Raw genomic sequence first — 22,504 nt, forward strand, 5'->3', positions numbered from 1 at the left:
CGCTTGCGGCCGTTATCGCTGTGCATCAACCAACTGCCGCTTGGAATACGACTCCCGCTGCGAGCGCGCCCAACGTGGCAAACGCGAGATAGGCAGCAAACAGCTTTCTTGGCGTGATCGCCCACACGGCGAGTGCTGCGGGAATGGACGTGACTCCACCGCCGATCAGGAACGCCATCGCGGCTCCGGGCGCCATCCCTTTCTCGACAAGGCCGGCGACGAGGGGCAATGCGGCATTACCGTTCATATAGCTTGGAATCCCGACAAGCGTAGCCGCCGCGATCGACAGAAAGCCGCCCTCCCCGGCAACGGATCCGATGAAATCTCTTGGGACGTAGGCCACCATGAGGCTCTCGAGCGTGAAGGCAAGCAGCAGCCACTTGCCGAGGAATAGCGTGTTGTTGCGCGCGGTATTTGCGAATGCTTCGCGACGGGCGGGTTCATTCCAGAACCGCCACTCGACTGCTTTTGGGTTACGAATCTTGGACCCGGCGCAGCCGCCATTGCCGACGCCGTCGCGCAATGGCGGACCGGCGAGCAGCCCGACGCGTTGAAGAGCGAGGATGCCGTAACCGCCGAGGAGGCCAACGCCAATTGCCGCGAGAGTCTTGGCCACCGCGAACTGGAAGCCGAGCACGCCTGCCGTGAGGACAAACATCGACGGGTCCATCAGCGGCGACGAAAGCCAGAATGCCATCACCGGCGCGAGCGGTACACCGCTCGTGAGCAAAGCCGCGATCACCGGGATCACGCCACACGAGCAGAATGGCGACAGCGCGCCCATCAGGCTCGCGAAGAGAATCATAAGGCCGATCCGGCCAGTGAACGCCTTGGCAATCAGATTTTCCGCGCCGCTCGCCTTGGCGTAGGCCGAAAGCGCAATCGATAGAGCGAAGAAGGGCAGCACGCCCCATACGGCCTTTGCCGTAAAGGCTATCGAGGTCGTCGCCTGATGTGGCGCGACGACCGCAAGCGTTACGAGGATTGCGGAGAGCACAATCCATGCGGGATCAAGCTGTGGGGCGGTCCATCGGCGGATTTCGATGGAGGGCTCCTGCGTCGACATTTTGCTCTACTCCTCTAGTTTTATAGATGTTTCGGCGCAAAAAATTTTCAGGCTGCCTCGGTGTCGGTAATATCGAGACCGGCGCAGCATTCGGCCTTCACGTAGGCGAGTAGATCGTTGACCGCCTTGAAGTTTGCCGTGCAGATGACCTCGCGCCCGCGCCGCTCCTGATCGACAAGTCCGGCTTCGGCGAGCGTGCCGAGGTGATGCGCCAATGTGGTCGCCGGAACTCCCAGCACCCGCTGGATGGTTCCGATATTGGTCCCATCGTGTCCGGCGCGCACGAGAAGCTTGAAAATCCGCAGCCGCGTGCGGTTGCCGAGCGCAGCAAGTGCGTCCGCCGCTCCTTGTTCGATCATGTCCTTCCGGCTTGCCATAATGTAACTATAAATCTAGTTCTATGGATGTCAATGCCCCGTGCCGTGAGCGAAGCGGCGAGCCGCAAAATCGCGACAGCATGAGCTTCGGATTCGGTTCAAGTCGCGATCCGACCATGATAGCGCCCTTCCACTTAGATGACGCGTGGCAGGGCGGCGCCCGCTGCGTGGTCGATGACGTAGCGCCAGGTGCCATCGGATTGGCGGCGGACCAACTCGGCCGAGCTGCCGGACGCCACGATGGAGCCGTCCTGCGCACGCAGTTCCCAATCTGCGCGCAGCAGCGCGACGTCACCGTGCTGGACGCAAAAGTTATTGCGCGACGTCATTGTGCCGGGCGCTTGCAGCAGACGCTGCAACTCACCAGCGATCGCGTCCTGCCCTATCAGACTTCGCTCGCTTCCATCCACGCGCAGGACGGCATCCATCTCGTAAAGCGCGAGCAGATTGTCTATGTTACGGCTGTTGAAGGCTTGAGCGAATGCCTCATTCATCTGGGCTGGCTCAGTCACGGTCATGTCTCATCTCCTCGTTGTTGGAGAGAAGAAAGAAGCACGTCCCTTCAGTGCTAACCAAACGGGAAGGAAGCTGCATTGTCATCTGCTGCGCTACGGTTAGAACTCGAAAATCCGCAACCGCGTCGTCCGGCTGATTGCCCGGTCGAGGAATGGCTGGCCTTCCTGGGCCACCGGTGGAACGCACTTGTGCTCTGGCACCTGAAGGACGGTCCGAAACGGCACGGAGAGCTGGCGGAGCTTCTACCGGGCGTATCTCCGAAGGTGCTTTCCGAGCGCCTGGATGGGCTTGAAAATCGAGGCTTGGTGCTGCGCTCCCCAATCGCTGCGTTCCCACGGGGCGTGACCTACTCGCTCTCGCTCAAGGGCACCGAGCTCCTGAGCATCCTCGATCGGCTCGAGCTTTGGTCACGCCGGGATGATCGAGCGGCTGCTCATGACCACGCAAGTTGAGGGGCGTTAAGTATTACGACATTAGGTTTGATTGTCGAACACGAAGAGGCGCTCCCTCTCCCGCTTGCGGGGGAGGGCTGGGGTGGGGGTGTCTCCGCGGGGGATACTGCCGAGTGGAGAGAGCCCCCACCCGGCGCTTCGCGCCGACCTCCCCCGCAAGCGGGAGAGGTGAAGAAGCGTTATCGCCTGCACATCGAAGCCCCGCCTCTCACCCCTCCCGATACCAGCTCGCGAGCTGCCACAAATCAGCGTCCCATCCTGAGATATGCGCGGTCAGCTTGCCATTGAGCGCAGCGACCCGGGTGCGGGACACGATGGGCTGGATGTAATTGTCTGATACGACGAGGTCGTTGAGCTTGATGAACAGAGCCGCGCGCTTCACGGCGTCGAGCTCGCGTTCGGTCTGCCTGTAGATCTCGTCATATTCCTTGTTTTGCCAGCGCGAGACGTTGCGGCCCTGCCACTTGTTGTCCTTGTTCGCCACCTGCCACGACACATACTGGTTCATGAAGAGCTGCGGATCGGCTTGCGGCATGGTGGTGTTGTACATCTGCGCGTCGCAATAGAAATGCGTGTAGGTGTCGGGATTGGCAATGTCGGAGGAAAAGAACACCGACCCCAACACCGCCTTCAGTTCGACCTCGATGCCCGCTTTCTGGCACGCTTGCTTGACGATGGCCTGGGTCTTCTGCCTCGGCGCATTGATCGAGGTCTGGAACACGAACTTCAACTGTTTGCCGTCCTTGGCCCGAATGCCGTCGCCGCCCTTTTTCCAGCCGGCTGCCTCGAGGATCTGGTTGGCCTTCTCGATGTTGAATTCGAACTTGGTATTCTTCGACCGGAAGCGTTCCGGATTGTTGAGGAAGTTCGCGGTGGCCAGCGCCGTGCGGCCATAGATGTGCTTCTCGATCGAGGTGCGATCGATCAGGAGATTGATGGCTTGGCGCACCGCCGGATCAGAGAACAGCGGATGCCTGGTCTTGATGCTGGCGCGCTCGCCATCGACCTCGACCGCGGGATCGGTCGAGTTGAGCTGCATGAATTCGACATTGCCCGATGGCGTGATGCTGATCCTGCCCTTTCCGACGGCTTCCATCTTCAGCAGGATCTGGTCTTCGACCTGCATGTTCCAGGCATAATCATATTCGCCGGTTTGCAGCACCGCGCGCGCCGCCGACACCGCGTCGCCGCCGCCCTTGACCTCCAGCTCATCGAAATGCGGCCGGTTGGCAACGTGGTAGTTGGGATTGAGCTTGGCGCGGAGCATGTCGCCCGGCGTGAAATCCACGAACAGATACGGGCCGGTGCCGACCGGCTTCAGATTGTTCGGCGCCTCGCGCGATTTGGCACCGACGTAATCCTTGAACAAATGCTTCGGGATGATCATGCCGTAATTGCCGACATACGCATCGGCCCAGGACGGCGTCGGCTTGGCAAAGGTGACGCGGACGGTGAACTCGTCGATCTTCTCGACGTTGATATCCCTGTAGCTGGCGATCGACACCGCCGCGGTGTCAGGCGTTCTGGCATATTCCCAGTTGAAGACGACATCGTCAGCCGTGAACGGCATGCCGTCATGCCATTTGACGCCGCGTTTCAGCTTCCAGATCACCGAGCGGCCGTCCTCAGCCAATCCGCCATTCTCCTTGCTCGGAATCTCGGCGGCGAGGATCGGAACGAGGTTGCCGTCGCCATCCCATCCTGCCAGCGGCTCGTAAAAGATCCGGGAGCCCTCCTGGTCCTTGGTGCCGACGGCGAAATGCGGATTGAGCAGGGTGATCGCCTGCCAATACATCAGTTTCAACACGCCGCCGCCGCCGGCTTTGGTCGGCTTGTAGGGAAGCGCGGTCGCAGCCGTCGCGACACCCGACTGGCTCAGCATCATCCCGGCCATCGGCGCGGTCAGGCCGACGGCGACCATTTGCTGGACAAAGGCCCGCCGCGACAGCCGGCCATTCTTGACGTCGGCAATTAGATCTCGAAGTTCCCGTTCTTCCATGGGCCCCACTCCTTAACTGTGCTGAATGCCTCGTCAGGCTAGTTGCGAACCTGTCAAAGCAGGATCGGGGCCATCCCATCACGCTAGATCCAACCGGCGCAAGGTGACATGGTGTCAACCGACGATGGCAACTACGCTGCCGTGCACCCAATCGGCGCGTCACGCCTTCGCGGGCACCGCCTGCGAATTGAGTGCATTCTTGCATCACCTTCAATTGAGTGCATCGGCACCGCCACTCGCGGAGTTGTTGTCTTGACCGTGCTCGCCATTGTCATGACCATTCAGGACCGAGCGACGCCAGCCCAGGAACTCCCCAGGAACTCTCATGGCTTCATCATCCAATCAGCCACATCTGAACCGGAGAGCTTTCGTTGCCGCGGCCGCCGGCGCGGCCATCGGGTGCACGCCGGCACTGGGGCAGCATGCGGGCCATGGCGCGCCATCAGGCGCGGCGCTGCCCGAAGCAGCCCCCTCCGCCGACCCGTTCGCCCGGTTGCAGGGCGGCACGCCGCACCACCTCACGACCGAGCAGATCGCGCAGCGAAAAGTGGACAGCCCCGCGCCGAAGGGCCCGCAGGGACACTGGACGCCGAAGGCGGCGCTGCCTTTGCCGCGAAGCGAAATGGCCTGGGCCACCACCTGGGCGGGACGCATGCATATTGTCGGCGGCTATGGCGAGGGACGCGTCGACCGCGCCTATCATCATGTTTACGATCCGAAGGACGACCGATGGTTCAATGCAGCGCCCTTGCCGCGCGGCGCCAACCACGTCGCCGTCGTGGCAGATGCGGGGCGCGTCTACGCGCTCGGCGGGTTCATCGAGCAGAATCGTAATCCGGACCCGAATGCGTTTTTCTACGATGTGGCTACCGACAAGTGGACCACCATCGCGCCATTGCCGCGTTCGCGCGGTGCTGCCGCGGCGGTCGCGCTTGAGGGCATGATCCATCTGATCGGCGGCGCCGGGGCGCCGACCAACGAGCGCGCCAGCGTCGGCTGGCATGAGGTCTATGATCCGCAAACCGACAAGTGGGAAATCCGCAAGGCGCTCCCCGCCGCGCGCGATCATGTCGGCGCTGTCGCCTATAACGGCATGATCCATGTCATCGGCGGCCGCTTCAACACCTTTGAGTACAACACCGATCTGCACCACGTTTACCTGCCCGCGCAGGACACCTGGAAGGAGCGCGCGCCGCTGCCGACCGCGCGTTCCGGCCATGGCCTCGTCGTCTATCGCGACCGCTTTTTCGCGATGGGCGGTGAATACGGAGTGCAGGATCGAGGCCAGATAACGCAAGGCGTCGTATTCGGTCAGATGGAGAGTTACGATCCAAAGACCAACACCTGGCAGTCTCATGCGCCGATGACCACGCCGCGGCATGCGGTCGGCGCTACGACGATTGGTGATGTCATCTACGTTGCGGGCGGAGGCGCGGTGACAGGCGGAGCGGTCCAGTCGTCGGTGCACGAGGCATTTACGCTGGCCGGTTGACGTGCATCGCCTCTACCGGTTGGCCGTCGCGGCGGTGCGGAAGTAGAAGGGCTCGCTCGGCAGCGAGCCATACACGAACGGTTCCTGCTGCCGTCCGGTGGCGGCCAGCACGTCGTCGCGAACGAAGCGAAACAACATCGATATTTCCAGACCCGGCTGCTTCAACCGCTTGAGCAGCGCTTTCATGAACGGGCTGTTGCCATCATCGCCGTCGTGCGCCACCTGGCCAGCCTTCGCGGCATAGGCGATCATGGTCCCGCCTTCCGGCTCGACCCGCGCCAAGCCCGTTCCCAGCGAACGCGTGCTGTTGGTGAAGCGCATCTGCGGTGCGAAGGGATTGTTGCGACAGGCATCCAGCACGATCAGCCGCAAGCCCCGCACGCCCTCAATCGCCGCGCTAAGTTCGTCGATCGATACCGCTTCGAGGCGCACGTCGCGATCGGTCTTGAACTGCGCATCGACAGGCGCGAGCCAGTTGACGCCGCCCATCTCGAGCCCGTGGCCGGCAAAATAGATCACCGCCCAATCCGACGTTTCGGCGTCCTTAGCGAACGCGCGCAGCGCGGCGAACATCTGTTCGCGCGAGAGATCGCGCAGCAGCGTCACCTTGCGGAAGCCGAGCGCATCGAACTCCGCCGCCAGGGCTTCGGCGTCACGGCCGGCATTCGTGAGCGGCGCCACGTTGTGATAGGCGGCATTGCCGATGACAAGCGCGACCCGGTTGCTGCGCTCGCGGGATGGCTGCGCGGGATATTCGGGACGAGGAGCCATCGCGCTGTCCATCTCGCGCACAAGCTGCTCCGCCTCGCGGAACACGTCGGCGGCATCAGGGCTGGACAGCGGCAGCCGGCGCGCGGTGGACAGCGCATCCCGCGCGGCCGCGACATTGTTCGTTCGGGCCAATGCCACGCTCTTGAGGGCAAACGCTTCGGCGTTCTTGGGGTCGATCCTGAGCAGCGCGTCCAGCACAGGAAGGGCTTCCGAATCTCGCTTCAGCGCCACAAGGGCTTTACCGTGCAGAAGGCCGATGTCGGAATACATCTTCTGCTGCGAATAGTTGCTGGTGGCGCGGGTGGCGCGCGCCCGCGCAACCTGTTGGAGGGCTTCATCGGGACTGCCGAGCTGCAGCAGAAAGTCCGCCCGATTGATGAAATTGTAGACATCACCGGGTTGCAGCCTTGCCGCCTGGTCGAGGTCGGCCCGGCTCTCCGCGATGTTGCCACGGCGGACGAAGGCTGCGGCGCGGTTGCGCAGCGCGCCGGCGCGATCCGAATTGTTGCTCGCCATGGCAAGCGCCTGGGTGGCATCCTTGATGGCGAGATCGAATTGGCCGAGACCACTGCGGATCGTGCTCCGGTTCAGCCAGGCGTCGACGAAGGACGGGTTGTCCTCAAGCGCCCTGTCGCAGCTCGCCAGCGCATTCCGATAGTCGTGCCCTAGAATGTAATGGTAGCAACGATTGTAATAGGCGTTCGCGCGCTCGCGCGCCGGTATGCCGCGCGTGTTGATGATGGCCATGCAGGCGGCGAGCCCGGCCTCGCCGCCGTTGTTGCCGCAGGTCTCCCACAGCTTCGACCTGTCGCCGGGAGCTGCAGCCGATGCATTAAGGGCGGGCAGCAACACCGCGAGCACCAGCAGAAGCATCATGGCTCGGAGCGGGCGCGATACGCGTCGAGGCGTAACCTGCCGGAACGCGATCATGGATGGGTCCTGCCGAAGGCGGCGCTGCTTTCCGGCGCGGACCCGCTGGCACCATCCGTCGAGGGCGGCGCCTTGAGAACCCGTGATGCCCAATTGCTCATCGCGATCATGAACGTCCCGATGCCGAAGAAGATCGTTCCGATGAAGCCCAGGATGATCGGCATAAACCAAAGCGACAGCACACCCCGGATCTTGGCCGCATCCGGCACCGCCGGATCATAGACGACAGCGACGACCTCGCCGGTGCGATAAGCGGGCGGGTTGGTACGCAGGCCGGACTCGAACTCGTGTGTTCTGCCGTCAGCTGTTTCGAAGCGCACAACCGGAGCAAACAGGTAGCCCTTGTCTTCGCTGTCCCGCATGCGCACCATTTCGACCACCACGCCCTCGACTTCGAGGGTGCGTGCAAGCCACGTCTTCGTGCTCCAGACGGACCAGGCGGCTGCGACCAACAGCAAGAGGCCAATCGGTATCAGCGCGAATTTGCCGAGGCGGCTGAGGAAAATCGTCGGGTCTTCCATCGATCGGTCCTGCTGCGGGCGCGGTGCGCTTGAAGGCCTGTATCTGTCTGGAGCGACGGCGAAAGGTTCAATGAATGGCCAAGTTTGGCTTGAGGCAACCGGGCCTCGGAACAGATTACCTCTTCCTGATATCATCGAGCCGCTGCCGCCCGATCCAGGCACGATTGGAATATCGGGTCGCAAGATCAGGCTGCGACTTTCCCTTTAGCCGCGCCTGCGCCTCGTGATAGGGGCCGACATAGCGAAGCCGTTTCGGCAAATGCGGATAGACGCGGCGTATCCACTTGATTGCGCGATCCGCGGCTCTTCTGTCGCGGTCGTCGACATCGAAGCCGAAGCCCGCGCGCAATCGCTCGGGCAACATGCCGACACTCAGGGCCACATACCATCGCGGCGGCCGCAGCCATGGGCGCGCACCGGTGAGGATCTGTCCAGCCACCTCGCGCGCCGCAGCGCTGACGGTCAGGGTATCCGATTGGGCCATGGTGGCGTTGTAGCCGGCGAACGAGGACCAGTCCTCCGGCAAGTCGGAAGGCTTCAGCCCGAACAGTGCCGCGAAACGACGGCTCTCGGCCCAATATTGCTCGCGCTCTTCGATTGAGAGCGGCGGCAGAACAAGGTCGTGTACCATCGCAGCCGTTTCGACCAGCGTGGCGTGAACCCAGCGTAGGGCGGCGATATCATTGGCGCTGTACGACGAGCCGCTGGCGAAAGGGCCGATCGCTTCGGGCAGCACGCCATTGATCATAGTGTGCCGCCGGTGCAGACGCCGCGCGGCAGCGAGCGCGCCCTCGCGCGAGCCGAACACCATCGTGAACATCAGCTCGAACGTTCGATGAAAGCGGCCGATCGGATCGCGGAAGGTACGCGAGTGTTCGGCGACGGCGGCGGCGACCCAGGGATGCGCGAGTTGAAGCAGCAGGGCACGCCCGGCACCCAGGAAGATGACGGCTTCCCGGTCAATCCGCCACGTCACCGACGCCGGACCAAAGATGCCCTCCACCGGTCCGGCGGCTTCGGCGCTGACAACTTCGAGTGCAGAGCTGAGATCGCTTTCCGAGACCAATTTGTAAATTCCTCAAAATCGAGCTGACCGGCGCGCAGCACGTGACCGCGCGTGCATCGGGCCACTAGCGCAAACTAATCCCGCGCGTCGTTAAAGCCAAACCAGGCCAGTGGCAGGGCGATGCAGCAAAGTACGGCCATCGCAACGAATGCCCCTCCTCCATAGCTGGCATAGAAATATCCGGAAAACAGCGTCAGCGCGGCGGTCACTGCGCCTGAACCGAAAGCATAGATTGTCTGGGCGGTCGCGGCCAGATGCGCAGGAATGATACTTCCCATCATGCGCATGCAGGCGAGATGAAGCAGCGCGAACGTCAAGCCGTGCAGCGGCTGCAGGGCCGCAAGGACAATCACGGAGTTCGTTATTCCCGCGATGGACCAACGCAGGATTCCGGCCACCGCCGCCAGGACCGCCGCGCCCCGCGCGCCGAACCGATTGAGCAAGGCCGGGCCGATCAGAACGAACACGATGACTTCCGCGGCGACCGCTTCCGACCACAGCATACTGATAACGGCGGTATCTATTCCGGCATTGCTCCACCGGATCACCGCAAAGGCATCATGCATGGCATGGCTGCCATAGATCAACGCGGAGACGATAACCAGAAGTCGAAAGCGCGCGAGCGCAAGGAGCTTGCGAACCTCGCTCGCAACCTGCGCAACGCCGGCATGCCGGGCCGATTGAATGGCGACTCTCGGAAGCAACGCGGTTGAGCCGGCGGCGACGATCAGCAGCGCTGCGTTCAGCCAGATTACCCGCGTGAGGTCGCTCGAGCTTATGAGCTGCCCGATGATCAGCGTGCCACAGACGAAGGCCGCTGATGCCGAACCGCGTATCCAGCCATATTCAAACGGCCGCCCTGCCAACTGAGGTCTGGCCGCATTGACCGACAAGGCATCGGCAATCGATGTTGTCGGCGCCAGTGCCGACGCTTGCACCAGGGCGACCAACAGCAACAGCCAGAAGCCATCCGCCCACAGCAAAGCAACGGCCGTTGCGGCCGCGAGCGCCGCGCAGAATGCGAGCACGAGGCGCAACGATTGCAGGAAATCCGCAAGCGTTCCGACGAGCGGACCAGCGACCAGCCGCACCAACAATGCAGCCGCCAATATCACACCGATCTGCTCGGGCGTCAGAGCTCTGGTTTCGAAGTATTTCGGCCAGAACGGCGATGCCACGCCGAACGCACCATACAACGCAGCGTACAGCGCGATGTAGGCGACGGGTCCACGAACACCTTTTGCGTTCCGATTGAATCGGAACAGTGCACTCGATTCCCGGTTTGACGCGCTTTCTTGATGCGAACTGGCCTCTACGCGCATCTCTCAGGTTCCCCTCGGTAGAATTACGGGCCAGAAAACACGGCTCTGCCGCAGTTCATCCGCGAAATGTCCACATCCGACTTTTATCCGGCCGGCTAATCACCACACACATGGAAGAACATTGATGCGATATCTTTTCGCCGCCGTGATTGCTGTTTTTGTAGTCGCGGTGGATCTTGAAAGTTCCGACACAAAGTCAGTGTGGATGGAACCATCTTTCGTTGTTGCCGAAGCTAAATCGGAACCTGTCACTCCCACCAACTCGCACACTCCAGGAGATGCGGACTCGCAAGGCGGAACCGCATGGGTCGAACCCTCGCTGACGCCTGATGCAGCAGGACCTGCCATTGCCACAACACCCGAGAACGCGGCGGCAGCCGATGCCGCGGCCAGCGCAACCGCTTCGATCAGCGAAGAGTCAGCAGACCCCATCTGCGCGGCGGTACAAGCGGCTGCGGAGGAACACGATATTCCGATCGGATTTTTCGTGCGCCTGCTCTGGCAGGAAAGCAGGTTTCGAACGAGGGAAGTCAGCTCGGCAGGCGCGCAGGGCATTGCGCAGTTCATGCCGCAAACAGCCGTTGAGATGGGCTTGAAGAATCCGTTCGATCCGCTGCAGGCGATCCCTGCGTCGGCACGATTCCTTCGCAAGCTTTACGATCAGTTCGGAAATCTCGGGCTCGCGGCAGCGGCGTACAATGCAGGTGGTGGCAGAATCGCGAAGTGGCTGTCGCGACGCAGCTCGCTTCCGAAGGAAACGCAGGCGTACGTCAAGATCATTACCGGCCACAAGGCCGAGGCATGGATCGACGAAGAGAGCATCGTCCATATGCCGACCGATCTGCCGCAGAAGGCGCCATGCGAGGGCGTTGGCGGTCTCTCGCGGAAAGATCAGATCGCCACAGTGGATGTCGACCTGACACCTGCGGCGAGCGCGATGTTACGCAAGGTCGAAGCCGATGACACCGAGGACAAGCGGAAGGTGGTCGTCAGGAAGCTGCGGGTCGCAAGTTCGGCGGCGCGGTCCAGCGCGCGGTCGCGCAAGATGCATGGCCGCACGGTCGTGCTCGCAGCGAAGGCATCGCGCAAGCAGGGCAAATCGGTCATGCGCTTCGCAGCGGAATCGGGCCGGACAAAATCGTCGAAGGCTCGGGAACTCTAATTGCTGCCCGATCAAACGAAGGAAGCCCGCGTGTGCCGCAGGCTTCCCCAACCCTTAGCGCGTTTTCTCAGTACCAGCCGCGATAGCCTCCAGTGCCGAAGCTGAAGGTCACGCCGGGTCCACCGCCATAGTAGCGCGGTCCGTAGTAGCCGTACGAGCGCGGCGCATAGTAGCCATAGCTGCGATAGTAGGGCCGGTGGTGATGGTAGCCCCAATGGCGGTGACGCCAGTGGCGGCGATGGGCGCTGAAATCGGTGGAGGAAGACTGGGTGGCATCCGTCGACCCCTTCGACTTCACCGCATTGTCGGTGGCGTTGGCTGCGGAACCGCCGATCAACGCTGCGGCACCCACGGCGAACATGATAGCTAACTTCTTCATCATCGAACTCCAGTGAAACGTGTTGTGGCTAAACTGATCGGCGCACGCGACGTTCCGGCGTGCGACATAAAGACCACGCTTTGCTGCTTGAACAAATATTCACGTAGATGAATGCGAAGAGTTCCTGCGACGAGAGTAGCGTTGTCCGATGAAACGCGAGGTCGTAAGAATTGGTGGTGATCGAGAAGCAGCGACAGTGCAGATGTGGCGCGGTCTACCATCGCACGGAGGCGATGGCGCCCTCGCGCGAGATCGACAGTTTCGAATGCGTGGCTTGCGGCGTGACTCTCGAGAAATGGGACACTGCCTGGGTGCCGACCTATCGGCTGATCAGCGTCCCATCGGCCGAGCCGGACGCCGACGGCGCGCGCAGACCGGATGCTGCGTGCAAGACTATTCCACCGCAGCGATCGTGACGGCAATCGTCTCCGGCGCGACGCCGCTGACCTGCAGAACGATCGGGCTTGCGTCGAGATCGAGCCGCACGCTCTTGCGCACGCCGGGGCAATCGCCGCGACCGGTGCTGCCGACCGAGCGGGCGTAACGGCCATTCTGAATCACGTCGATCCAGGCGTCGTCGGAAAGGGTGATCTGATAGATGCCAGACTTTGGCGGCGCGGGAAGCCGCACCATGCCGCCATGCCATTGCTCCGTTCGCGGCTTGCGCTCCGGCGGCATCGCGAAAGTAGCTTGCGCGCCCGTCTGCAGTCGGATCAGCAGTGCGCCGGCAGGCAGCGCGCTCAGCGTATCGCCGGCGGCGACCGTCGTCTTGTCTGCCGCCGCGAACGCTGCGCGGTCGCGCAAAAGCGGCCAGGCGAATTTCTCGCAGCCATCATCGGCGGCATGGGCCGGTCCGAGCACGGCCATCGACGCGATGGCGATGACGCTCAAGCGAAGCATCGAAATCCCTTATTGCGGCAAAGCGGGCGCGGCGAAGCCGTGTTTCGCCAGCGTGCGCTGGCCCTCCGCCGACAGGATGAAGAGCGCAGGAGTCCGCGTCACGCGCCGGAATCGCTGGCGTTCGGATAGAACAACTGCTCGCCGTTGATCCTGTAGTCGGCGATCGCCCTCTGACCCTCTGAAGACACCAGCCAGTCGATGAACTGCTGGCCGAGATCCTTCTTCACGCTCGGATGCTTCTCCGGATTCACCAGCATGACGCCGTACTGGTTGAACAGACGCTTGTCGCCTTCGACCGCAATCACGAGGTCTCCGCGGTTCTTGAACGACAGCCAGGTGCCGCGATCGGCGAGCACATAGGCATTGGAAGCCGACGCGGTGTTCAGCGCCGCACCCATGCCCTGTCCGATCTCCTTGTACCAGGGCCCCCTGTCCTTTGCGATGTCGACGCCGGCGACCTTCCAGAGGTTGAGCTCGGCCTGGTGGGTGCCGGACTTGTCGCCGCGCGAGATGAAGTCGGCGCTCTTGGCCTTGATCGTGCCGAGCGCGGCAACGATGTCGTTCGAGCCCTTGATGCCGGCCGGATCGCTCTTCGGTCCGATCAGGACGAAGTCGTTATACATCACGGGGTGGCGCTTGACGCCAAAGCCTTCGGCGACGAATTTTTCTTCCGCAGGCTTGGCGTGGACGAACACCACGTCGGCATCGCCGCGGCGCGCGGTATCGAGCGCCTGCCCGGTGCCTTGCGCCACCACCTTCACGTCGATGCCCGTCTTGGCCTTGAACATCGGAAGTAAGTGGCCGAACAGACCGGAGTCCTGGGTCGAGGTGGTCGAGGCCACCACGATCGATTTTTCCTGCGCGACCGCCTGACCGACCAATACGAAGCTGGCCGTTGCCGCAATAATCAAGCGGCGCGTGAGCATGTTCATTTGTTTTCTCCTCAGATTAGAAGCTCTCCGGCAAGGAAGGCCCTCGCCTCGCCAGTCTGCGGCGCATCGAAGAACGAGACGGCAACCCCGCGCTCCACGATGCGGCCGCGGTGAAGCATGACGACATCGCCGGCGAGCCGTCGCGCCTCGCCGAGATCGTGGGTCGCCATCACGACCTTGATGTTGCGCTCGCTCACCGCGCGGATGATGTCTTCCACCCCCTTGGTCGCGACGGGATCGAGGCTCGCCGTCGGCTCGTCCAGGAACAGCACGGCGGGATCGCGCGCGAGCGCGCGTGCCAGCGCCAGCCGCTGCTGCTCGCCGCCAGAGAGCCGCCGCGCGGCACGGTCGGCGACATGAGCGAGGCCGACCAGTTCGAGCAGTTCGCCGGTGCGGCGCGCATGCTCGGCGCGCGGAATGCCGGCCGCGCGCAGTGCGAAGCGGATATTGGCGGCAGCGCTGCGGCGGAGCATCGCCGGGCGCTGAAACACGATGGCGCGCTTGAGCGGTGGAACATCTTCCAGGCCGCCCCAGGTGATGCGCCCGCGCGAAGGTGAGAGCAGCCCCATCGCCACGCGCAACAGCGTGGATTTGCCGGAGCCGTTGGGGCCGATCAGCACCGTCGGCGCGCCCGGCGCCAGCGTGAGCGTGATCTGGTCGAGGATCGTAACGCCGCCAGCCGTCAGCGTCACATGATCGAATTCTATCGGCAGTTCGCTCGACGGCGCGCGCATGGTCATCCCGCCAGTCGCTCGCCGGCGCGGCGTGCGGTCCAGGCCAGCGCATTGACGGCAATGACGATCGCGATCAGCACGAGGCCGAGACCAACTGCGAGCGGCAGGTCGCCTTTGGACGTCTCAAGCGCAATCGCCGTCGTCATGGTGCGGGTAAAGCCCTCGATATTGCCGCCGACGATGATGATGGCACCGACCTCCGCCGCCGCGCGGCCGAAGCCGGCAAGCAGCGCCGTGACGAGGCTGAAACGCGCATCCCAGATCAGCGCCGCGACGCGGCCAAGCGGCCCCAGATTCATCGCGCTGAGTTCATCGCGGTATTCGATCCAGAGATCCTCGATGGTCTGGCGCGCCAGCGCGGCGATGATCGGCGTGACCAGCACGGTCTGCGCGACGATCATCGCGCCAGGGGTGAACAACAGACCGAACGCGCCGAGCGGCCCGGAGCGCGACAGCATCAGATAGACCGCAAGGCCGACGACGACCGGGGGCAGGCCCATCAGGGCGTTGAGCAGAACGATGACGCCTTGGCGTCCCGGGAATTTCGTCAATGCGATCCAGGCGCCGAGGGGAATGCCGATCAGCGCCGCCAACGCCACCGCAGAAAGGCTGACATAGAGCGACAGGCGCACGATGGCGAACAGCGCAGGGTCGCCGCTGAGCACGAGTTGAAGGGCTGTTACGTCTTGAGTCATGGAAATTCCATTTCACGGACATCTTGCGCAGATGCCACCCATATGGTCAATTTTCGTATTATCTGCGCTCCTATGCATACGGGTGCCTATGCCGGAACTACTCACTACCGACGAAGCGGCCGCGTATCTGCGGCTCTCGGAACGCAAGCTCTATGAACTGGTGGCGAATCGCGAAGTGCCCTGCAGCAAGGTGACCGGGCGCTGGCTGTTTCCGCGCACCGCGCTCGACCGCTGGGTCTCCGCCGGGCTGATCGCGCCCGCCGCACTGGCGCAGGTGGCAGCGCCGCCGATCGTCGGCGGCAGCCACGATCCGCTGCTGGAATGGGGGTTGCGCGAAAGCCATTGCGGATTGGCGAACCTGCCCGAGGGCAGCGAGGAAGGCCTGCGGCGGCTAACCCGCGGCGAGGTGATGGTCGCGGCGATCCATCTACACAGGCTGGATGGCGACGACGAAACTGCCAATGTCGAGGTGGTCGCAGCCGCACCAGGATTGCACGATGCGGTCGTGCTCGGCTTTGCCCGGCGCGAGCAGGGCATTCTGGTTGCGCCGGGCAATCCGCTGGCCTTAAGCGACATGGCCTCGATCGCCACCTCGCGCGCACGGATGGCGCAGCGTCCCGCGGGTGCCGGCGCGCAATTACTGCTGCTGGCGCTGCTCGCGCGGGCCGGCATCGCGCTCGACGATCTGAAACTGGCAAAGCCTGCCTTCCCGACCGGGCCCGATATCGCGCAAGCCATCCGCGCCGGCCGCATCGATTGCGGGATCGCCACGCGAAGCGTGGCCAAAGCGGCGGGACTAGATTTCCTGCCGCTCACCTGGGAGCGTTTCGACCTCGTGATGCGCCAGCGCGACTACTTTATGAAGGGACCGCAGGCGCTGTTCGATTTCATGCGACAGGGAGGCTTCCGCGAGCGTGCGGGCGAGCTTGGCGGCTATGACGTGAGCGAAGCGGGGGCAGTGCGGCTGGTGAACTAGGGGGCGCGGCGTTCTCGGTGCGCATATGACGGTCGAAGCTTAGCCGAGCTATCGGGAACTTGAGGCTGGCTCCGGATCGCCACCGCCGCGCCACCAAATCGCCTAACGACTCAACGACGCATTGCACTGGGCCGCGGGCACCAAGGGAGAATCTGATGGATACCCCAACGTCTGCCGCAGTCGACGAGAAAACGTCTCCACCGGAGGAGGCTCTCGCGACACAACCCGGCAAAGAGAAATCGAATCCCGCCAGCCCGCTGGAGATCACCACCGAGCGATTCAACTCGTCCGTCGCCCGGCTGACCTCAAACTCAATAGACGACCTTCATAAGCTGGCTTCCGAACTCCAGAAGATGCAGGAGTTCCTGAAATCCGAGGTCGACAGCGTACAGCGCCAAATCGAAAGCGCGGTAGCCGGAATTAATATCATCGTCGAAACTATCGGCCCGTGGAAAAGCTTCGCCGGCTCACAAGCGCATCCATCAGCCACTCGCAACGTGCGCGCGGGTGGACCGGCGGCCAATCTCGAGCAACGCATTCGCGGGTAGCAAGGGTCGCAGGCGCTGTTCGATCTCAAACGCGAGGCGAACTACCGCAATACAGCCTGGCGGTTACTCCCGCAATCGAGTCATTGTGATTGAGCACTATGCTCGTAGAGATCAGTTGCGCCGTCACCGTGTATCCACACACCACGCCCTCCGCGAAGGAAGCCCATGGAGTGCAACGCATACCCCGGCGACCGGAAAGTTTGCACAATCTTTCCGTCATTCATCGAGATCAAAGCAATTTGTAGATCAGAGCCTTTGTACGGAAGTCCGATGAGTGCATAGCGCCCATCGTCGCTAATCGCCGGATTTGGATACTGAGCCTTTCGATAAACGGTCGCGCGAACGTCCCAAAGCTGGCGCCCTGTTTCGAGATCATGCAGGGCAGCGATAACGCTTTCGACTGGCTTGCAAGGTGGCGTCGTCGGCCTCCTCCGCAACGCGTCATGCTCACTTACGTCCTCATAGCCGCCGTCGCAGTGCTGTCGGGCGACCAAGAGACGCGATCCATCTCGCGATATCGCTATTTTGTTGTGACGCTCTTTGGGGTCAGAATAAGGACTTAATAATATCCGCGGCGGCTCGCCTTGAGTCCACACGGCCCATTGGTTGAGAGCGAGCAGAACGGCGCGCACCTTGCCGTTTTTCAACCTGGTGGCTGCGGCGTTGTCAAGGTTCGCGATGTAATGTTCCTTGCTGATCGCTTTAAAGACATCGAATGGAAGCGTGTCGAGCACCATCCCGCGTCTTGCATCGATGATTGCAAACGTCGGATTTTTGTCGTGACGCTGCGGCTGATATGATGCGCCTCTTGCGCCGAAGCGAGCGAGAGCCAATCCGTTACTATCTGCCCACAACAGCCCGTCCAGTGGACCCGCCGCATGACGAGGCGGCTCAAAGAGCTGGATGCTGTTGTCCTCCAAAGCGATGAATGCGGGTTGCAAGCCCGACCTGTTTATTCCATCGGGGCCGATCTTTTCGCGCGTCGCAGCCCAGACGCCGGACGAGTTCGACGCCCAACCATAAGCGGGGACGGATCGATCAGCATCACTGAATTGCCACAACGCGCCCATGGCCAGCGGATGGCTTCTCCAGTCATTCCCTGCGTCGAGCCGCGCGATGTGCAACACCTTGCGCTCCGCGGCGAAGTGGGAACCGCCCTCGAGGTAGACGAGGGCATTGCCATCCGGCGAAACTATTGCAACCTCCCGGAAATTAAGCGCAACGCGTTGGGAAAAACCCTTCGTACGGTAGTAGGGAACGCTGGGATTGACCGACTCGACGGCGCGCGCCGCTTGGACCGACCCGAGGGACCAAGCGGTCGCACATAACGCTATTGAGATGAGCAATTGACGTCGCATCGTTCGATATTGCGTCCGAGTAGTTAAATGCCTTCGAAGATATTCATTCAAATCCATCAGGGCATGCTCCGCTCGGAAGAGCATCACCTTCGCCCCGGCAGCCACGCGACAAACCCCGCTTCGCCGAGACGTTTCATCACCTCCTCCAGATGCGCGCGATCCCTCGTTTCGATCACGACCTCTAGCAATGTGCCCTTGGCCGGCAAATCAGAGAACGTCCGCTGGTGCGAGACCTCGATGATGTTGGCGCCAGCGTCCGCAAGCAGCGCCGAGACGGCGGCGAGCTGGCCGGGACGGTCGACGATGTCGATGGCGATCTGCGTCAGCCGGCCCTCGCGCGCGAGTTCGCGGGTCAAAACGGAGGCGATCAACCGCGTATCGATGTTGCCGCCGGTCAGCACGAGGCCGACCTTGCGCCCGGCAAAGCGCTCCGGCGCGGCCAGCACCGCGGCAAGGCCCGCCGCGCCGGCGCCCTCGACCACGGTCTTTTCGATCGCGATCAACATCGCCACCGCGCGCTCGATCTGGTCTTCGGTGACGAGCATGATGTCGTCGACCACATGGCGGATGATCTCGGTGGTGATCCGGCCCGGCACCTTCACCGCAATGCCTTCGGCGAGCGTATCGCCGCGCATCGGCAGATGCTGATCCTTGATGGCATTGTACATCGAGGGATAGAGCTGCGCCTGCACGCCAACCACCTGCAGCTCGGGCTTGATCGATTTGGCGGCGATCGCCATGCCGGAAATCAGCCCGCCGCCGCCGATCGGGATCACCAGCGTATCGAGTTGCGGCACCGCCTTGAGCATTTCGAGCGCGATGGTGCCCTGCCCCGCGATGATCAGGGGATCATCATAGGGGTGGATCATGGTCAGATCCTTGGCCCTGCCATGCTCGCGCGCAAAATCGGCGGCGGCCTCCAGCGTCGCACCGGAAATGATTATTTCCGCGCCATGGCGCCTGGTGTTCTCGATCTTCACCATCGGCGTGCCGATCGGCATCACGATGGTAGCGGGAATGCCGAGGCGGCTCGCATGATAGGCGACGCCCTGTGCGTGGTTGCCGGCCGACATCGCGATCACGCCACGCCGTCGCTCCTCCGGCGAGAGCGCCATCAACCGGTTGAGCGCCCCGCGCTCCTTGAAGGTCGAGGTAAACTGCAGGTTCTCGAATTTGAGCCAGAGCTCGCAGCCGCAGATATCGCTCAGCGTGCGGCTTCGATCGCATTGTGTGACGATCACGGAATCGCGGATCGCGGCCGCGGCGGCCGTGATGTCGCCGGGGGCGACGGCAAGGGAAGCAGGTTCGAAAGCGCGCTGGTCCGGCGGAGCGTTCTTGGGAGCTTTTGGCATTGAGCGACCTCGTTGGGAGGCCATCGTATAAGCCTTTTTCGTCCGCCACACCTGCTTCAAATCGCGCCTTGCCCGTTGCCATGTTATTGTCAGGAACTCGTGACCGCAGCAATGAGAGTTTGCGGCGAGAGGGCGGGAGCTTGGGAAATGCAGGATGCCTTGCGATTTCGACGGTCTGATCGAGGGCGTGACGGCACGCCGGGCTGCAAGCTGATGACTGCCGTAATATCCCGTCCCATGAACATGGGTGTCGCAAAAGGCCGCCGCGGGGGTACAGTTGGCCGGGCTGCAGGGACAGGCAGCCGGAGTTCTCAGATGAATTCATTGATCGAGGGGCCGCAGGCGGAGGCCATCACGGTCGTGCTGGTCGAAGACGACGCGCCGACCCTCTGGCGACTTCAGGATGCACTCGTCAAGGCCGGCTATCAGGTCAGGGCCGCAGGCACGCTCGCGGAAGCCCGTGCCTGCCTGGCGGAAGGCGCGCCGCGCGTGCTCCTGACCGACCTTCAACTGCCCGACGGCCACGGCGTCGACCTCATCCGCGAAACGCGGCAGCGCTATCCCGACACCGAAATCATGGTGATCTCGATCCTCGGCGACGAGGAAAGCGTGATCTCGGCGATTACCGTCGGCGCGACCGGCTATCTGCTCAAGGACGCTTTCCCGACCGACATCGCCGCCACCGTGCGCGACCTCGTCGCCGGGCATTCGCCGATCTCGGCCTCGATCGCGCGCTTCATCGTGCGGCGGACCCAGAGCACACCCGAGCCGCCGCCCGGCCCCGCGCTCAACACCGCCAAGCTGACGGCGCGCGAGATCGACATCCTCTGGGGCATCGCCAAAGGTTTCAGCTATGCCGAGATCGCGAGCCATCTCGGCCTGTCGCGCCAGACCGTGCCCGGGCATATCAAGAACATCTATCGCAAGCTCGAGGTTCATACCCGAGGCGAGGCGGTGTTCGAGGCGGTCCAGCAAGGCTTGATCAAGCTGTGAACGATCACGGCGACGACGCGCAACCGGATTTGCCCGGAAGCGAGCGCCGGCGGCTGCAGACATCCCGCCTGATCCAGTACCTCTTGCTGCAGGCGGTGATCGCCGCCGCCTGCGTGCTGGCGCTGCTGCAGTCACTCCCCGGCCCTCCGGCCCAGTATCAGGTCACCGCGTTCAATCTCAGCGAAGCCGGCGTCGAGCGCGCGGTGACGCTGCGCTATTTCTCGTCGCTGCGGAATGCGATGAATGATCCGCCTCGCTTCGCCGGGCACTTTATCCGTCCGGCCGGCGAGGCTGCGCAGGCCTGGTCGGTGTTCCTGCCGCGCTTCACCAACGGCGTCGAGGTTACCGTCAACGGCGTCGTGATCCTCGACAGCCGGCGCGATCCCGCCGCCAACCGCCCCGACCGCAACACCCCGGCGATCGCGGTGATTCCGGCGTCGGTGCTGCGCGACGGCGACAACGCCATTTCGATCCGCCTGTTCATCTGGGGGCCCATCACCGGCTTTCTCGATCGCATCTATGTCGGCCCGGATGAGTTGCTGCGCCCGAGCTATGATCTGAGGACGCTGATCTTCGTCACCCTGCCGGTGGTGTTCTCCTCCTGGCAAGCGATCCTGGCGGTCATTCTCGGCATCATGTGGGTGATGCGACGCCATGAGCCGGCCTATGGCGTGCTCGCAGCCGCAATGGCGGTCGGCGTCGGACAGGCGTTTCTACAAACGCCAATGGGCGGCGAGACGCCGCTCTCCAAACTCAACGTGATCGTGATTTCCTCCGCGCCGATCGAAAGCGCGCTGGTGCTGACCTTCGCGTTGTTGTTCTCGGGCTGGAAATGGCAGCGCTATGGCTGGGTCGTCTTCATTCCCGGCGTCGTGCTGGCGCTGGCCGGGTTATTCGGAGATCAGGCGCTGGTACGCGCGCTGTTTCTCGTTCTCGCCGTTCCGATGGTCGGCATCACGTTGATCATCATGGCTGTTGTCACCGCCCGTTCGGCGCTGAAACGACAGAACGTCGCGAGCTTCCTGCTCGGCTGCGCGGTCACGATCATGCTGACCTGCTGGATTTCCGACCTGCTCTCGGTGTTTCAGGCAGTGCCGAACCGCATCTTCGTTTCGCGGCTGTCCTATTCGGTGATGCTGGTGGCGATCGGCGCGGGATTGACCTGGCGGTTCGCCCGCGCACTGAACCAGGTCGACGGTTTTGCCGGCCGTCTCGTCACACAGGTGCGCGAGGCCGAGGAGAAGCTGAAGGCCAGTTTCGCCCGCGAGGAGGAGCGCGCCCGGGCCGCTGCGCTGGCGCGGGAGCGCACGCGGCTGATGCGCGACCTGCATGACGGGCTCGGCGGCCAGCTCGTCAGCATCGTGGCGCTGAGCGAGCGCGGCAATGGCAGCGCAGGTATCGGCGACGCCGCACGCGCCGCGCTGAAGGATCTGCGCCTCGTCATCGACTCCATGGACGACATCGGCGGCGATCTGATGCTGGCGCTGGGCTCGTGGCGCGAGCGCGCGATGGCGCAACTGCGTCCGCATGACATCGCGCTCGACTGGCGCGCCGTCACCCCGCAGGGCGTGCCGGTTCATCCGGAGCTGCGGCCATGGCACGTCATCCAGATCGTGCGACTGTTGGATGAAGCCGTCACCAATGCAGTGAAGCATGCCGGGGCGCGGCGCGTGACGGTGAGGATAGAGACGCTGGCGGGCCATGACGGCCTGGAGCGCGGCTGCATCACCGTCGAGGACGACGGCAAGGGCTTTGAGATCACGCCTGACGGCGGCGCCGCAGGTGCAGCGAAAGCGGCGCGCGGCCTGCGCAACATGCGAAGCCGCGCTGCGCGCTGTGGCGCGGAGCTGGAATTGAGCTCCTGCGCCCAAGGGACCGATCGAGGCACGCGCGTGAAGCTGACATTGCCTCACCGTTTCCCCGACAGCGACGGCGTTGCGGGCTAAGATCAAAGTGATCCGTC

General features: G+C 63.1%; 22 protein-coding genes. 7 read left to right on the forward strand and 15 right to left on the reverse strand.

Going from position 1 to position 22,504, the window contains the following annotated elements:
* Positions 1-25: 25 nt before the first annotated feature.
* The 3 genes from J6524_RS13925 to J6524_RS13935 form a co-directional block, all read right to left on the reverse strand.
* Positions 26-1,066 carry a permease gene (locus J6524_RS13925; RefSeq protein WP_225671330.1) on the reverse strand — a complete coding sequence of 347 codons (1,041 nt, stop codon included), beginning with the start codon at positions 1,064-1,066 and terminating at the stop codon, positions 26-28.
* A gap of 47 nt (positions 1,067-1,113) precedes the next feature.
* Positions 1,114-1,425 carry an ArsR/SmtB family transcription factor gene (locus J6524_RS13930; RefSeq protein WP_225671332.1) on the reverse strand — a complete coding sequence of 104 codons (312 nt, stop codon included), beginning with the start codon at positions 1,423-1,425 and terminating at the stop codon, positions 1,114-1,116.
* Positions 1,426-1,577: 152 nt separating this feature from the next.
* On the reverse strand, positions 1,578-1,961 hold the full coding sequence (locus tag J6524_RS13935; RefSeq protein WP_225671334.1) for a YybH family protein: 384 nt from the start codon (positions 1,959-1,961) through the stop codon (positions 1,578-1,580).
* A gap of 75 nt (positions 1,962-2,036) precedes the next feature.
* On the opposite strand from J6524_RS13935, the gene J6524_RS13940 reads away from it, so the two are divergent.
* On the forward strand, positions 2,037-2,411 hold the full coding sequence (locus J6524_RS13940; RefSeq protein WP_225671335.1) for a winged helix-turn-helix transcriptional regulator: 375 nt from the start codon (positions 2,037-2,039) through the stop codon (positions 2,409-2,411).
* Between the two features lie 208 nt (positions 2,412-2,619).
* Here J6524_RS13940 and J6524_RS13945 read toward each other — a convergent pair whose 3' ends face one another.
* Complete coding sequence (locus J6524_RS13945) at positions 2,620-4,410, reverse strand: peptide ABC transporter substrate-binding protein (protein ID WP_225671338.1); 1,791 nt, start codon at positions 4,408-4,410, stop codon at positions 2,620-2,622.
* 325 nt (positions 4,411-4,735) lie between these two features.
* Between J6524_RS13945 and J6524_RS13950 the strand changes: the two genes are divergently transcribed.
* A complete protein-coding gene (locus J6524_RS13950; protein ID WP_225671340.1) occupies positions 4,736-5,902 on the forward strand; it encodes a Kelch repeat-containing protein in 1,167 nt (388 codons plus the stop codon).
* Positions 5,903-5,914: 12 nt separating this feature from the next.
* Here J6524_RS13950 and J6524_RS13955 read toward each other — a convergent pair whose 3' ends face one another.
* The 4 genes from J6524_RS13955 to J6524_RS13970 form a co-directional block, all read right to left on the reverse strand.
* Positions 5,915-7,549 carry a caspase family protein gene (locus tag J6524_RS13955; protein WP_225671342.1) on the reverse strand — a complete coding sequence of 545 codons (1,635 nt, stop codon included), beginning with the start codon at positions 7,547-7,549 and terminating at the stop codon, positions 5,915-5,917.
* Between the two features lie 50 nt (positions 7,550-7,599).
* Complete coding sequence (locus J6524_RS13960; RefSeq protein ID WP_225671344.1) at positions 7,600-8,124, reverse strand: DUF3592 domain-containing protein; 525 nt, start codon at positions 8,122-8,124, stop codon at positions 7,600-7,602.
* A 115-nt stretch (positions 8,125-8,239) separates the two neighbouring features.
* Positions 8,240-9,190 (reverse strand): oxygenase MpaB family protein, encoded by a 951-nt coding sequence (locus J6524_RS13965; RefSeq protein ID WP_225671346.1) that lies wholly within the window; start codon positions 9,188-9,190, stop codon positions 8,240-8,242.
* 74 nt (positions 9,191-9,264) lie between these two features.
* On the reverse strand, positions 9,265-10,368 hold the full coding sequence (locus J6524_RS13970; protein WP_376712018.1) for an MFS transporter: 1,104 nt from the start codon (positions 10,366-10,368) through the stop codon (positions 9,265-9,267).
* Between the two features lie 268 nt (positions 10,369-10,636).
* On the opposite strand from J6524_RS13970, the gene J6524_RS13975 reads away from it, so the two are divergent.
* Positions 10,637-11,674 (forward strand): lytic transglycosylase domain-containing protein, encoded by a 1,038-nt coding sequence (locus J6524_RS13975; protein WP_225671348.1) that lies wholly within the window; start codon positions 10,637-10,639, stop codon positions 11,672-11,674.
* Positions 11,675-11,741: 67 nt separating this feature from the next.
* Here J6524_RS13975 and J6524_RS13980 read toward each other — a convergent pair whose 3' ends face one another.
* The 5 genes from J6524_RS13980 to J6524_RS14000 form a co-directional block, all read right to left on the reverse strand.
* A complete protein-coding gene (locus tag J6524_RS13980; protein ID WP_225671350.1) occupies positions 11,742-12,053 on the reverse strand; it encodes a hypothetical protein in 312 nt (103 codons plus the stop codon).
* Between the two features lie 393 nt (positions 12,054-12,446).
* On the reverse strand, positions 12,447-12,953 hold the full coding sequence (locus J6524_RS13985; protein ID WP_225671351.1) for a hypothetical protein: 507 nt from the start codon (positions 12,951-12,953) through the stop codon (positions 12,447-12,449).
* A 98-nt stretch (positions 12,954-13,051) separates the two neighbouring features.
* The gene (locus tag J6524_RS13990; protein ID WP_225671816.1) at positions 13,052-13,879 is read right to left on the reverse strand and encodes an ABC transporter substrate-binding protein; all 828 of its coding nucleotides are present in this window, start codon (positions 13,877-13,879) and stop codon (positions 13,052-13,054) included.
* Positions 13,880-13,896: 17 nt separating this feature from the next.
* Positions 13,897-14,619, reverse strand: a complete 723-nt coding sequence (locus tag J6524_RS13995; protein WP_225671818.1) for an ABC transporter ATP-binding protein — start codon at positions 14,617-14,619, stop codon at positions 13,897-13,899.
* A 2-nt stretch (positions 14,620-14,621) separates the two neighbouring features.
* Positions 14,622-15,314, reverse strand: coding sequence for an ABC transporter permease (locus J6524_RS14000; protein WP_225671352.1), 693 nt, complete (start codon positions 15,312-15,314; stop codon positions 14,622-14,624).
* Between the two features lie 88 nt (positions 15,315-15,402).
* Between J6524_RS14000 and J6524_RS14005 the strand changes: the two genes are divergently transcribed.
* Both J6524_RS14005 and J6524_RS14010 read left to right on the forward strand, forming a co-directional pair.
* Positions 15,403-16,290 (forward strand): substrate-binding domain-containing protein, encoded by an 888-nt coding sequence (locus J6524_RS14005; protein ID WP_225671353.1) that lies wholly within the window; start codon positions 15,403-15,405, stop codon positions 16,288-16,290.
* A gap of 155 nt (positions 16,291-16,445) precedes the next feature.
* The gene (locus J6524_RS14010; protein WP_225671354.1) at positions 16,446-16,838 is read left to right on the forward strand and encodes a hypothetical protein; all 393 of its coding nucleotides are present in this window, start codon (positions 16,446-16,448) and stop codon (positions 16,836-16,838) included.
* 80 nt (positions 16,839-16,918) lie between these two features.
* Here the strand turns inward: J6524_RS14010 and J6524_RS14015 are convergent, their stop codons facing one another.
* Together J6524_RS14015 and J6524_RS14020 are read right to left on the reverse strand one after the other, a co-directional pair.
* Positions 16,919-18,253, reverse strand: a complete 1,335-nt coding sequence (locus tag J6524_RS14015) for a hypothetical protein (RefSeq protein ID WP_225671355.1) — start codon at positions 18,251-18,253, stop codon at positions 16,919-16,921.
* 26 nt (positions 18,254-18,279) lie between these two features.
* Positions 18,280-19,548: a threonine ammonia-lyase gene (locus tag J6524_RS14020; protein WP_225671356.1), complete on the reverse strand. Its 1,269-nt coding sequence runs from the start codon at positions 19,546-19,548 to the stop codon at positions 18,280-18,282.
* A 315-nt stretch (positions 19,549-19,863) separates the two neighbouring features.
* Between J6524_RS14020 and J6524_RS14025 the strand changes: the two genes are divergently transcribed.
* Positions 19,864-20,541: a response regulator gene (locus J6524_RS14025; protein ID WP_225671357.1), complete on the forward strand. Its 678-nt coding sequence runs from the start codon at positions 19,864-19,866 to the stop codon at positions 20,539-20,541.
* Positions 20,538-22,487 carry a sensor histidine kinase gene (locus J6524_RS14030; protein WP_225671358.1) on the forward strand — a complete coding sequence of 650 codons (1,950 nt, stop codon included), beginning with the start codon at positions 20,538-20,540 and terminating at the stop codon, positions 22,485-22,487. The genes J6524_RS14025 and J6524_RS14030 overlap by 4 nt, the downstream gene beginning before the upstream one ends.
* Positions 22,488-22,504 lie beyond the last annotated feature (17 nt).

Origin of the sequence: Bradyrhizobium hereditatis (assembly GCF_020329435.1) — a bacterium.
In the GTDB taxonomy this organism is placed as follows: domain Bacteria; phylum Pseudomonadota; class Alphaproteobacteria; order Rhizobiales; family Xanthobacteraceae; genus Bradyrhizobium; species Bradyrhizobium hereditatis.